This is a genomic window from Spirochaetota bacterium (assembly GCA_035477215.1).
Lineage (GTDB): Bacteria > Spirochaetota > UBA4802 > UBA4802 > UBA5368 > MVZN01.
Genome location: DATIKU010000051.1, coordinates 1 through 12,633, shown reverse-complemented (window position 1 = coordinate 12,633; position 12,633 = coordinate 1). Strand labels below are relative to the sequence as shown.

Genomic DNA, 12,633 nt, shown 5'->3' with positions numbered 1-12,633 from the left:
AGGACTTGTCGTCGAGCGTCGCGCGCGAGCTGTCGATTATTATCTTGTTGCCGATTATGGTGACCATTAGCTGCCTGCCTTGTATGCGACGATAGAGTTGATCGTGAGTGTCTGGCCGCCCACAACCACGGAATTGTCCATACCCCCGGTGATGATATAAGTATTGTTTGGCTGGAGTGCGGAAAAATTAAGCGTGATGTCGTCCCCCTGCACGGCGTAAGGGGTTCCGTTGTGTACTACCTTAATTGTCGAGTTCGTCGGGGTCAAAGTGAAGTCTCCCAGCGGAACGGACGACATGCCCGGAAGATAAATCATCACCTTGTAATTTTCGGCGGATGGATTGTTGCTTATGGCAATCCCCACATAAGACGTACCGTCCACCGTGCCGACGAATACGATTGAATAGCATGAATCTGAGGCGGTGCAGGTGCTCGATCCGGCTGTGAAGCTTGTATTGTGGCTTTTCTCCGGAATCGTCAATTCCGTCAAGCTGCCCGGCTTTATCTTGAAGCCGGTTTCCCCCTTCTCGCCGCCATCGCCGCCGCAGCCGGCCGTTATGAGCGTTAACATGGAAAACAAGATGAATTTTTTCATTAGTATCTGCAATCCGTCCTGTTAAAGATATCGTCGCCGTAGCTTCCCGGAAGGGGGGCTTATTGTCAATAGGATTTTTGGGATGTTTTTGCTCTTGACACAAGCTTTGTTTCGCCATATATCCACTCTATCCCGACTGTATTGGTATGGTATATTCGGCAATCAGGAGGGGGGATAAACAGCTATAGTGGAGTTGTTGCGCAGCCGAGAAATCAAGCCAGTGTTCCCAGGATTTGCGGCAATTCTGATATCGATTCAAACGGTGACCATGAGGAGATCAACAATATCCATTATTACAGCCTTTTTAACGGCTTACACGGCGTTTGCGTCCGCGGAACAATTCACAACGCAGGACCGGGAACGCATCGTTCGGCTTGAAACGAATGTTGAAACCGGTACCGCATCGATCCGGAGACAACTTGATGATATCAAGAGCTTCATGTTCTGGGGATTCGGCGTTCTGTTCGGGGGGATGGGCATTCTGATAGGATTTGTGATATGGGACCGCAGAACCGCACTCGAGCCTGTCGCCATAAAAACCAGCGAGCTTTTGGAAAGAGAGTAAAAATTGGAGAGGGCGTTGAAGGAGTACGCTAAAAAAGAGCCGAAGCTTGCCGCCATTCTACGATCACTGAATTTATAGCCCGCATATTACATCAACAGAGGCGCGAAATCACTTTCGCGCCTCTGTGCGTATTCATACAGTCACTTCTCCGGCGGTTTCTGTTCGCGATCCAGCGAACACTGGGGGGCCATTCAGGTGGGTATGCCGAGCTTCGGCAGCACCCACCTGTTTAATACGAACCAGATCGCCAGAATTACGACCAGCCACATGACCGAACCCATGGGCGTTCCTCCTTCTTTCTTATCCGCAGCGCGAGCCATTCTCTAAAAAGAACCCGGCCCCGTACGGGGTTTCCTGATAGTTCACGGTAACCGGCGCCCCTGTGTCGATATACCGCTTCATGTCCCTGTCCACGAGAATGTCTATGCCGTTGTTGTTGAAGAGAAAGTCCTTGGTTTCCTCCGACTCATCCAGAGCCAGTCCCAGACGGGGACCTCCTCAACCCATGCCGGAGAAAACTATTCGAAGTGCCGGTTTCTTGTATTCCGCCTCGGCCATAATGGCTGAAAGCTTTTCCTGGGCGCTTTTGGTAATGGTGACGTTCATCATGATCCTCTCAATTTTCGAGTAATACCGCTGTTTCCCCGGTATGATGCCTAAGGCTTCCGTACGTCCGCGGCCGTTTGAATGCACCGGCACATTCTTTCGCGGTCGGATGCGCAACGCATCACATTAAGAATATACTAAAATACTGTAGTGCTGTCAAGCTTTTCTGTCATGAAATTGAATAAAATCCCGGCATGCGGGCTAAAACATTATCGCCACCACGTCGTCGAAATAATTGACGAATCGCGCGTCCAGCCCGGCCTTTACGTGCCCGGGGAGCTCGTCGAAGTCCTTTTTGTTCTCGAGCGGGAAAATGATGGTCTTCACCCGGGCCCGCTTGGCGGCAAGGGTCTTTTCCTTTACTCCGCCGATCGGCAGCACCTTGCCGGTGATGGTGAGCTCGCCCGTCATGGCGACGCGCTTTTTAACCGGCTTGTTCCGCGCGAGCGAATACAGCGCCGTCGCCATGGTGATGCCGGCCGACGGCCCGTCCTTGGGCGTGGCCCCCGCGGGCACGTGCAGGTGTATGCCGTGGTTTTCGAAATAGTCCTCGGGGATGCCGTAGGCCTTCGCGCGCGAGTGGATGTAGGTGTAGGCGATCTCCGTGGACTCCTTCATTACGTTTCCGAGCTGCCCCGTCTGTTTGTAGCCCTTGGCCTTCGACGGGACGGCGGTGGCTTCCACGTACAGGGTTGCGCCACCCATGGCCGTCCACGCCAGCCCCATCACCACCCCGGGGATGTCCCCGTCATAGAGCGAGTCGTCGGTGAAGAGGGGCTTTCCCAGAAATTCCTCGATGTTTTCGGGCGTGATGTGGATCTTCCCCTCGGCCCCCTCGGCGTAGCGGCGGGTGCATTTACGCATGATCTTCTTGATACTGTTCTCCAGGCTCCTCACGCCCGCCTCGCGCGCGTAGCCGTCGATGACCTTTCGAAGCGCCTTCGAGTCGATGGATACCATGCTGCTTTTCAGCCCGTGCTCCTTGAGCTGCTTGGGGACCAGATAGCGTTTGGCGATCTCGAGCTTTTCCTCGAGGATATAGCCGGAGAGCTTCATGAGCTCCATGCGGTCCAGGAGCGCCGGCGGGATGGTATCGAGCTGGTTCGAGGTCGCGATGAACAGGATGTTCGAAAGGTCGAAGCGCACGTCCAGATAATGGTCCAGAAACTGCGAGTTCTGTTCCGGGTCCAGCACCTCCAGCAGCGCCGACGCGGGATCGCCCTGGAAGCTCGCGCCGATCTTGTCGATCTCGTCGAGCATGATGACGGGGTTGGCCGTGCCCACCAGCTTCAGGCTCTGGATGATTTTACCGGGCATCGCGCCGATATAGGTGCGCCGGTGCCCCTTTATCTCGGCCTCATCGCGCATGCCGCCCAGCGAGAACCGGTAGAACTTGCGCCCCAGCGCCTCGGCGACCGACTTGCCTATGGAGGTCTTCCCCACGCCAGGAGGCCCCACGAAGCAGATGATGGATCCGGTGATGTTTCCCTTCATCCTGCCCTTGCTTATGAATTCGAGGATGCGGTCCTTTATGTCCTCCAGGCCGTAATGGTCCCTGTCCAGGACCTTCCGCGCCTTGGCGATGTCGTAGTTGTCCACGGAATACACGCCCCACGGCAGGGACGTAAGCCACTCCATGTAGTTGCGGCTCACGCCGTACTCCGCGGAATGGGGCTCGAGCACCCGCAGCTTCTCGAGCTCCTCGTCGAAGCGTTTGCGCGCCTCCTCCGTGAGCGCGAGGTTCCTGGCGCGCTCCTCGAACTTCTCGAGCTCCGAGGTCTTCTCGTCCTTCTCCAGCCCCAGCTCCTTCTTTATCTCCTTGAGCTGTTCGCGCAGAAAAAACTCCTTCTGGTTGCGCTGGAGCTTTTCCTCGATCTGCTGCTGGATCTTCCGCTGGATCTTGTTGAGTTCGAGCTCCTTCTTTAAAAGCACCAGCACCTTCTCCACGCGCTTCCTGACGTCGAAGGTTTCCAGAATCTCCTGCACCTCGCTCGATTCGGATGAGGTCATTGAGGCCACGAAATCGGCGAGCTTGCCGGGGTCCTCGATTGTGAAGCGGTTGAGGAAGAGCCTAAGCTCCTCCTGGAAAAGCGAATTGGACTTGATGAGCTCCTTCACCGATGAGATGATCGCCATGGAGTAGGCCTTCATGTCCTCGGACGGCGGTGCGTCCTCCTCGTAATTGTGGTGCACCCTCCAGCGCGTCACCGGCTCGTCGGTGAGCGCCTGCGCCAGCGTAAAGCGCTTTATGGCGGTGATCATCACCTGAAGGGTCTTTTCGTCCATCGGGGTGACCTTGATGATCTTGATCGACGTGCCCACGGCGTACAGGTCGTCAGACGACATTGGGCCGTCGTGCTGGTTGCGTATCAGCACGGCGCCGCCCACCTTGCTCTCGCTTTCGATGATCTCGCGGGCGCTGGCGAGCATGCGGTCCCCGCTCAGGACCATCGGGATCATCATGCCCGGAAAGAGCGGCCGGTGCGAAACCGGTATGATCGGAAGCACGTCGGGCAGTACCTCCGATGGTATAATCAGATGGGTGTTTGTACCGTTGCTTTCGGCGTTTTCCTTGTCGCTCATCTCGAAGCCTTCCTTGATGCTGATGCTGTATTTATTACGGAACAGGCCCCGTGTCGTACTGAGGGGCCCCGTCTGGCCCGGCGGCCGGACGGAAGGGTTTACAACCGGTATGGTACAATTCTACAGGTTCGGTTTCAATAATTCAAAGATTTTTCGGCGTGTCCGGCGCGTTTTTGCGCCAAACGACCGGGCGACGATCATGCTCGTCGCCCGGCACGGAGCCTCTCGCGTTTTTTCCGGCGGGAAATGTTACTTGACGGCGCCGCCGTTTATGAAGTACCATGGGCCGTCGGCATGCGGTGCGCGCACAGCGGGCGCGAATCCCGTACTGAAAGGAGAACTGTCGTGAAACGAATCCTTGTGGGGTTATGCGGCGTGTTTCTGTCCGCCTCGGTTGCGAGCGCGGCCGTTTACCTGGACGGTATGGCCGCCTATACCAACGCGGGCGAGGCCGAAACCATGCTCGGTTTCGGCGCGGGCGTCGGCTTCCAGGCGGGAGAGAACATCAATATCTTCATACGGGGGCTCGCCCATTCGAAGACTGAGGACGCCAATACGGCCGACGAGGCCGGGTACAGGCACGACATGGTGATGGGCGTCTTCGAGTATGCGTACGCCTTTTCCGAGGTCCCTTTCCACTGGATTGCCTCATTGGGCGTCGGCATGACCAAAACCGGGGTGGAGCGGAAAAACCTGATGATAGAGCTCTCCGAGACGGGCGTGGCGTTCGGAGCGTGGACGGGCTTTCTCTGGATGGCGACGCAGCACATCGCCCCGTACCTTCAGGTCGGCTATCACAAATCGATGTACGCGGATGACTTCGAGGGCGAAAACGTCGGGGGCTACCAGGTTCTATTCGGCGTGCGCTTTACCCTGTTCGGCCGCAACCGCTCGATAGATTCCGACTACTGAGCTCCGACCGCCCACTTCGCCGGCGCATCGCCGGGCGCCGTGGCCATCTCGTCGGCGAGCCTGCCGGCGATCGCCGCGACCGGGTCGTCGAAGCGCGAGTCGGGCCGCAGGTTCGACTGCATCCACAAGAGGCTTCTGTCCTTCATGTCGAATGCGCGCACCCACGACGATCTGCGGTCCTCGCTGAACCCCACGATCATCAGCACGTCGACCGAGCCCCTGAATACCTTGGCCATCCGTTCAAGCGCCTTCTCCTTGGTTTCCGCGTAGGCGCCGTCGTATTTACTGAATAACTCGCGGGTTTCTTTGACCTGGCTGTCAAAACGCGCGTTGTTCCACGGGCCGTGGTAAAAGCGGACCTTCCGGGCATCGCCGCAGGGCTCGAACGATCCGGTCTTCGTGGTGACGTATCTGAAGGCCGCGAACCGCGGAGAGTCCCAAACGGTGCCGGTATCGTTGTTCTGCGCGCAGAGCACCGGATACCCTTTTTCGAGGAAGGGGAGATAGAAGCGGTTGAGCTCCTCGCCGGAGACGTTGGTGATCAGCGCGATACGCGTGCCGGCGGGGATGGCGCGCGTTTTATAAAGGCCGTCCCCGCGCAGGTAGGTCGCGACAACGAGCGCGACGCGGTCGACCAGGCGGAATATCTCGGTTTCCATCCTTCCCGTGCTCGTGAAGCTGAACACCTCGAGCGTTTTCCTTTCGCAGATGCTCAGCCGGATCTCGATGCGGTTCCCCGGAAGCGGAAGGAACGAGCCCGTTATGAAATAGTCGGCGCCCGCGATGCCCGCAACCCCGGCGAGCTCGCCGGCCGTGTAGGTTTTCTTCAGTTCCGCTCCGTGCTTTTTGAGTCGCTCGTCGACGGCCGCCGGCTTGTGCACTTTAAGGGCGTACTGCGAGGCCAGAGACGAGGCGAAGGAGTTCGGGAAGATGGTCTCGAGATAGTCGTAGTTGGCGTTCCCCGAACGGTTGTGCAGGTAGCCGAAGGCTACGTCGGCCGTCGCCTTTCCCGCGCCGCCGGCTAAAACGGCGATCACGAACGCCGGTATGAGAAGCGGCCGGAGCTTCACGGTCCTACATTCCGGAGAGGCTGTCTATGAAGTGGTCTATGATCGATTCGAGGTTGTCGCGGTAGCGGGTCGGATAGTTCTCCACCCATACAAGCTCGTAGCTCGCCAGGTCGATGGCGCGCCCCCAGCTCACGCGCTCCCAGTCGTTGAGCTCCAGGAGAATGAGGTAGCGCACATTGTAGCGGTCCTTCATCTCCCCCAGCGTCTCGGCCTTCTGCATCTCGTAATTGTATATGGTGAGCTTGTAGAGGTTGTCGTGCGCCTTCTGGGCGGTGAAAAGCGAGCCGCCCTCTTCGAGCGACGACTCGGAGGCGATCTTTTTGAAATCGCGTATATCGTAGACGTCGCGCATGGCATAGACGTCGGAGGCGTTGAATGCCTTAACGCGGAAGTCCTTCGCCATGAATTTCGCCAGTACGACGTTCTGGATGTTGGTGGGGCAGTCGACGACGATGACCACTCCTGCTCCCGGGGCTATCTTCTGCTTGCTGTACCGTACCGGCTTCTTGCCCGCGCAGGCGAGGACGGCGGCGAGCGCAAGCGCGCACATCGTGAAGAGTACCGCTTTATTTTTCAGCATGATCGCACCTTCATCCCTGGAATTGGCGCCCGCGTACGGGGCGCCGACCGGTCGGTAGAATGCGGCCTTTATTCGGGAATGTCAACGATAAAACGGAGTGTGGCGCGGCGCGCCATGCCGCGGTAAGCCGCGAAACGGCGCACCGTCGCCGAGGGAATCTACTTCTCCGCCGGGGCTTCGGCCTCGGCCTTCTTCTCGGCCTTGTGCATCTCCTTTTTTAAAAATTCGGTGTTTTTCTTGATGCCCTTTTCGTCGCGGAGCGCCTCGACCATGTCGCGGATCTTTATCTGAAGCTTTTGCTGCTGAAGCTGCTGCTTGATGTACATCTCGGCCTGGTCGGCCGGCACGCCCTTGAAGCGGGCGCCCTGCTGGCGGTAGACGTTCTCGATTTCTTCGGCGGTGGGCTCTATCTCGTTCTTGAACTTTTCACGCACGTAGAAGCCCACGACAACGGCCTCCTTCGCCATCTGCATGAGGGCATCGACCTCGTCGTCCTTGCCGATGCCGTCGCTCAGCGCCTTTTTATAGACAAGGCGCTGGCGGATGAGCTGCTCCAGAAATTCCTGCTTGTTGAGGGTCGGGTTCTTGGCGACCTGCGCCGGGTCGGCGGCGAGCTCGTCTATTTTTTCCTTGGGAAGGTTGTACAGTGACTTCTGCTGGGCGTAGTAGAACGTATTGAGTTCTTCGATGGTGATGGTGTCGCCGTCGATCTTTGCGACCCATTCGCCGCCGTATTTGCCGCACGAGCCGAGAAGCGATACGATCGCGAAAAGGCCCACGAACGTTGATACGATAATCCTATTTTTCATGGAAGAGGTCCTTTGTGCATTTATATGAAGTTCGCGCGCGCAAAGCGGCCGGAAAAGCGAAATACTCCCGGACAGGGAAGGACGCTATGGAGTCAGGATATTTGTTGCAACCATTTTTTTAGCTCCAAAAGCTTTTTTTCATCCCCCTTCTCGGCGGGTTTGAAGAGCACCATCTCGTTGTCCGATGGGTCGAGCGAAATGCGGCGGTCCTTCTTCAAAAGCGCCACGATCTTGCCGGTCTCGACCCTCGAAGTTGCCGAAATCCGTATCCGCACGCCCCGCGAGTCTTCAAGTATTTCGTCGATCTCGAGGGCCGAGGCGAGCGCGCGGATCTTCTCGAGCGCCACGAGCACGCGCACCTCGGCCGGCGGCTCGCCGAAGCGGTCCGTCATTTCTTTATTGATCTCCTCGACCTCGTCCACCAGCTCGCACGACTCCAGGCGCTTGTAGAACTCGATCTTCTGCCGCTCGTCGGCCATGTAGCTTTCGGGGATGAAAAAGTTGGTCTTTAAAAAAACTGGCGTGCGGAACGAGCGGGCCGGGCGCTCGCCCTTGAGCCTGCGCACGGCGTCCTCGAGCATCTGGCAGTAGAGGTCGAAACCGACCTCCATGATGTTTCCCGACTGCTCGTGCCCCAAAATGTTTCCCGAGCCGCGTATCTCCATATCCTTCATGGCGATCTTGAAGCCGCTGCCGATGTCCGAATACTCGGCGATCACCGAAAGGCGCTTCTGCGCGGTTTCCGAGAGCGCCGTGTGGCGCGGATACATGAGGTAGGCGTAGGCGCGCGCCGCCGAGCGCCCGACGCGCCCTTTCATCTGGTATAGCTGCGAGAGCCCGAAGGTGTCGGACCTGTTGATGATGATGGTGTTGACGTTGGGCATGTCCAGGCCCGACTCGATGATCGAGGTGCTCACCAGCACGTCGTACTCGCGGGCCAGGAAGGCGATCATCACCTCCTCCAACTCGTGCTCGTGCATCTGCCCGTGCGCCACGCAGATGGCGGCCTCGGGCACCAGTTCGCCCAGCATCTTCGCCTGCGCGTCGATCGTCTGCACGCGGTTGTGTACGTAGAAGACCTGTCCGCCGCGCTCGATCTCCTTTAGGATGGCGTTGCGGGCAATGTCGGCGTTCTCTTCTATTACATAGGTCTCGATGGCCTGCCGGTTCTCGGGCGGTGTGGCTATGATGGAAAGGTCGCGGATGCCCGAGAGCGACATGTGGAGCGTACGCGGAATGGGAGTGGCCGAAAGGGTGAGCACGTCCACGAGCGTCCGCAGTTTCTTGAGCTGTTCCTTGGCTCGCACGCCGAAGCGCTGCTCCTCGTCGATGACGAGAAGCCCCAGGTTCTTGATGATGATGTCCTTCGATAATAGCGCGTGCGTGCCGATGACAATGTCGAGCCTGCCCTCGGCCAAGTTCATCTTCGTGCGCGCCACCTCCGTGGAGGAGCGAAAACGCGACATCATGTCGACGCTCACCGGATAGTCAGCGAAGCGTTTCTTGAACGTCGAGAAGTGCTGCATTGCGAGTACCGTGGTGGGCACAAGGATGGCGACCTGCTTCCCCGCCATGACCGCCTTGAACGCCGCGCGGATGGCGACCTCGGTCTTGCCGAAGCCGACATCGCCGCACACCAGGCGGTCCATGGGCTCGGCCTTCTCCATGTCGTCCTTGATGTCCTCGACCGAGGTGATCTGGTCGGGCGTCTCCTCGTACTCGAACTTCGACTCGAACTCCTCCTGCCACACCGTGTCGGGCGGAAACTGGTAGCCCTTCATGGCCCTGCGTTTCGAATATATCTGGATGAGCTCGCCGGCGATCTCCTCCACCGAGCGCTGAACCCGCTCCTTGATGCGGTTCCACGCCGACTTTTTCCCCAGCGCGTCGATGCGCGGCGTGCGCCCGTCCATGCCGATGTACTTCTGCACCATGGTGATCTGGTCCAGAGACACGTAAAGCCGGTCGGCCCCCTCGTACTCGATGAGCAGAAAGTCGCGCTCCACGCCGCCTGCGGCCATGCGCTCGATCCCTTTGAAGACGCCGATGCCGTGGTTGATGTGCACCACGAAGTCGCCGGCGGAAAGCTCCAGGAACGACTCGATGGGCCGCGAGGACTTTCGCTTGAACTGCTTCTTCTTGCGGTACGATTTGCCGAAGATGTCGTGATCGGTGAGGAGGAGCGCCTTGACCGCGGCGATCTCCACGCCCTCGCGCAGCGGTGCGAGCACGATCGAAAACGGCGCGTCCGAATCGAGCTCCTCGAAGCCCTCCGCCGGGCCGAGCTCGCCGAAGAGGTCGTAGAGGCGGCGAGCCTGTCCCTCGAAGGCGGTGCAGATGACGGCGCGCCAGCCGTCGGCTATTCGGCCGGCGAGATCCTCGCGCACCTGCTTTATCTTGCCGTGGTAGTTCGGGATGCTCCGCATGCGCCATTGGAGCGCGTTGGACGAAACCGTAAACACCTGAAGCTCGGTGGATTCGCCGCGCGCCTCGTCGAACGAGGACGCGCGTAAAAGCTCGTCCGGCGGCAGGCAGAAAACCGAGGACGACTTTCGCTGGTACAGCTCGCTGAAGACTTTCAAAAGCCGGTCGCGCTGAACGATGAGCTCCATGGTCTCGAGAAAGAATATCCTTCGCTTTGCACCGAGGTAGGACAGCGGGCTTACCCCGGGCGCCACAAGCGGAAAGACGTCTTCGATGCCGGGAAGCGTGGAGCCCCCGTCGTCGGTGCCCAGGTAAGTGCCGGGAACGTCGCGTCCGCCGCGTTGCCGCGCCACCGCCGCGCGAAGCGCCGAAAGCTCAGAGACGCCGAGCACCAGCTCCCTGCGTGGATAGACGGTGACCGAGCCGTGTTTCGAGAACGATATCTGGCTCTCCACGTCGAACTCGCGGATCGATTCAAGCGTATCGCCGAAAAAGTCCAGACGCACGGGGTTGTCGCCCGTGGGCAGAAACACGTCGATGATGCCTCCCTTTATCGAGAACTGGCCGAACGACTCCACGCGGTGCTCGCGCGTGTAGCCGTAGTCCACCAGCGCCTCGGCCACGTCGTCGAAGGGGTAATCCTCGCCGGCGGTAAGCGTAATGCCTTTTTTAAGCAGAAAATCGCGCGGAGGGACGCTTCGCATGAGCGATTCCACGGTGGCCACCACAATGCAGGGCCCGCCGCCGGCCATTTTATAAAGGGTTGTAACGCGGTCGCGCAGCACCTTCTCGGGCGGCGAGACGAACTCGTAGGGAAGTGTCTCGTACGGGGCGAGCGTGTAGACGTTCCGGGCGTCGGTGAAGCACGAGAGGTCCAGGGCGAACTCCTGCATGGCCTGGGCGTTTTTGGTAACGACCAGGGTCTGCGCGGGGCTCTCGTTAAAGATGGAGGCCACGATGAACGGAAACGACGAGGGCGCTATGCCCTCGATCGAGAGCCTCTCCCCGCGCCGCGCGCGATAGTCGGCGAATTCGCCGGAGCCCGTAAATGTTCGTGTTATCGGTTCGAGTAGCATGATGGTATACCGGTCGACAGGGCGCCGGGGGGCGCTAGTAGCGGAATTCGATCTCCGACATGACGGTGTCGTCGAGCACGCCGCCATTAAGCGCGGCGTTTTTGCCGAGATCCATGATCCGGGCGAGCTTCCGCTTCGTCGCAAAATAGCGGCAGCCGTAATAGGCCGAGGCGGTGATCCCCGTCGCCGAGGAGGTGAAGGCCAGCACGTAGATGACGGTGCTTATCACGCCAAGATCGATCACCGAGTAAAAGAGAAGTCCCATGCCGAACGAAATCGCCGCGCCCCCGGCGAAGAAGAGGCTGTTGTAGCCGTTCTGCAACCGGTTATCGCGGTCCGTGTGGAGCCACGGTATGAGATAGCCCGGCGGCAGCCCGTCCAGGTCGGTCTTTTCGGAGGAGAGCTCGAACTCGCGTTGTATCGGATAGCGCGCGTAATGATAATGGCGCGTGGTGAGCGAGGAGGCGCCGCTCATGCGCTCGATCGTGTATTCGTACCGGCCCGGCGAAAGCGGTGAGGGCAGGCGGAACGCGTAGTACTGGCGGTAATAAATTTCCGGGTTCATAATGAGGGCCACGGGCGTTGCGTCGGTCCGGTTGCGGTCCCTGATTGTCAGCCGGTGGCGGATGCCCTTCTTCGCGTCGTCGGCGATGTACATGTCCTGCCAGATGAACACGGGCATGGCGAGCCCGGTCGTTTCGGACGGATGCACGATGGGGCGAATGAGCCCCTGTGCGCGCGCCGCCGGCGGCGCGAACATCGGCGCGAGCGCGGCGGCAAAAATGATGGTGCAGGCGACTTTTCTCATGGCGGTTTCCGGCCGGTGCCGTAAAATATCAAGAGGAGGGATGGGCGGAGACAAATCAATACTTTTTTTCGGGGGGTGATGTGTTCCTGCCACGGGGCCTCCGCGGGCGGGTTTTATTGAAAGTAAATAATACCATACCCGGCGGCGATTGCCGCCATGACGGATACCACCAGGCCGCCGCGCAGCCACGAGCAGACCACCGCCGCGGCGATGCCGCCGAGCGTGGCGCCCGTCATGCCCGGCTCCGCCTGGGTTATGCCGCTCATAATCAGCGCGCCCAGAACCGTACAGGGAATGTACGTCAGGAAACGCCGTAGCAGCGGGTGGAGGGTCCGCTGCGGCACGGCGAGCAGGGGAAGCAGGCGCGGGATGTAGGTGACGAGCATCATCCCGACTATGAGCGGCAGATGGTTTTTCACGCCCCGGAGCCCCCGGAATGCGCGGATTCATCGTCTTTAAGGAACACAAGCCCGGCCGCGCTCGCCGCGAGGACGGCGACGATCAGGCCCCATCCCGCCGGGAGGAGCTCGAAGCGCCGAACGGCCAGGTACAGCATGCCCGCAAGGCCCGCGAGGAACAGGGCGTCGAGGGATTTACGTATCTCCG

The 12,633-nt window shown here is 59.3% G+C and carries 11 protein-coding genes; 2 read left to right on the top strand and 9 right to left on the bottom strand.

The genetic code is table 11. From position 1 onward, the window contains the following. Positions 1–66 precede the first annotated feature (66 nt). Positions 67–594: a hypothetical protein gene (locus VLM75_12410; protein ID HSV97716.1), complete on the bottom strand. Its 528-nt coding sequence runs from the start codon at positions 592–594 to the stop codon at positions 67–69. Positions 595–790: 196 nt separating this feature from the next. Here VLM75_12410 and VLM75_12405 point away from each other — a divergent pair, with 196 nt between their 5' ends. Further along, on the top strand, positions 791–1,159 hold the full coding sequence (locus VLM75_12405; protein HSV97715.1) for a hypothetical protein: 369 nt from the start codon (positions 791–793) through the stop codon (positions 1,157–1,159). Between the two features lie 807 nt (positions 1,160–1,966). Here VLM75_12405 and lon read toward each other — a convergent pair. Further along, positions 1,967–4,348 carry an endopeptidase La gene (gene lon, locus VLM75_12400; protein HSV97714.1) on the bottom strand — a complete coding sequence of 794 codons (2,382 nt, stop codon included), beginning with the start codon at positions 4,346–4,348 and terminating at the stop codon, positions 1,967–1,969. 345 nt (positions 4,349–4,693) lie between these two features. Between lon and VLM75_12395 the strand changes: the two genes are divergently transcribed. Then, positions 4,694–5,260: a hypothetical protein gene (locus VLM75_12395; protein HSV97713.1), complete on the top strand. Its 567-nt coding sequence runs from the start codon at positions 4,694–4,696 to the stop codon at positions 5,258–5,260. Here the strand turns inward: VLM75_12395 and VLM75_12390 are convergent. The 7 genes from VLM75_12390 to VLM75_12360 all read right to left on the bottom strand — a co-directional run. Beyond that, complete coding sequence (locus VLM75_12390) at positions 5,254–6,330, bottom strand: hypothetical protein (protein ID HSV97712.1); 1,077 nt, start codon at positions 6,328–6,330, stop codon at positions 5,254–5,256. The genes VLM75_12395 and VLM75_12390 overlap by 7 nt on opposite strands. Positions 6,331–6,334: 4 nt before the next feature. Beyond that, on the bottom strand, positions 6,335–6,910 hold the full coding sequence (locus tag VLM75_12385; GenBank protein ID HSV97711.1) for a hypothetical protein: 576 nt from the start codon (positions 6,908–6,910) through the stop codon (positions 6,335–6,337). 158 nt (positions 6,911–7,068) lie between these two features. Beyond that, positions 7,069–7,719, bottom strand: a complete 651-nt coding sequence (locus VLM75_12380) for a SurA N-terminal domain-containing protein (protein ID HSV97710.1) — start codon at positions 7,717–7,719, stop codon at positions 7,069–7,071. A gap of 92 nt (positions 7,720–7,811) precedes the next feature. Continuing rightward, the gene (gene mfd / locus VLM75_12375) at positions 7,812–11,219 is read right to left on the bottom strand and encodes a transcription-repair coupling factor (protein ID HSV97709.1); all 3,408 of its coding nucleotides are present in this window, start codon (positions 11,217–11,219) and stop codon (positions 7,812–7,814) included. 34 nt (positions 11,220–11,253) lie between these two features. Beyond that, positions 11,254–12,027: a hypothetical protein gene (locus tag VLM75_12370; protein HSV97708.1), complete on the bottom strand. Its 774-nt coding sequence runs from the start codon at positions 12,025–12,027 to the stop codon at positions 11,254–11,256. Positions 12,028–12,140: 113 nt separating this feature from the next. Then, positions 12,141–12,446: an AzlD domain-containing protein gene (locus tag VLM75_12365; GenBank protein HSV97707.1), complete on the bottom strand. Its 306-nt coding sequence runs from the start codon at positions 12,444–12,446 to the stop codon at positions 12,141–12,143. Beyond that, on the bottom strand, positions 12,443–12,633 hold a 191-nt coding region (locus VLM75_12360; protein ID HSV97706.1), incomplete at its 5' end, for a branched-chain amino acid ABC transporter permease. The genes VLM75_12365 and VLM75_12360, both read right to left, overlap by 4 nt.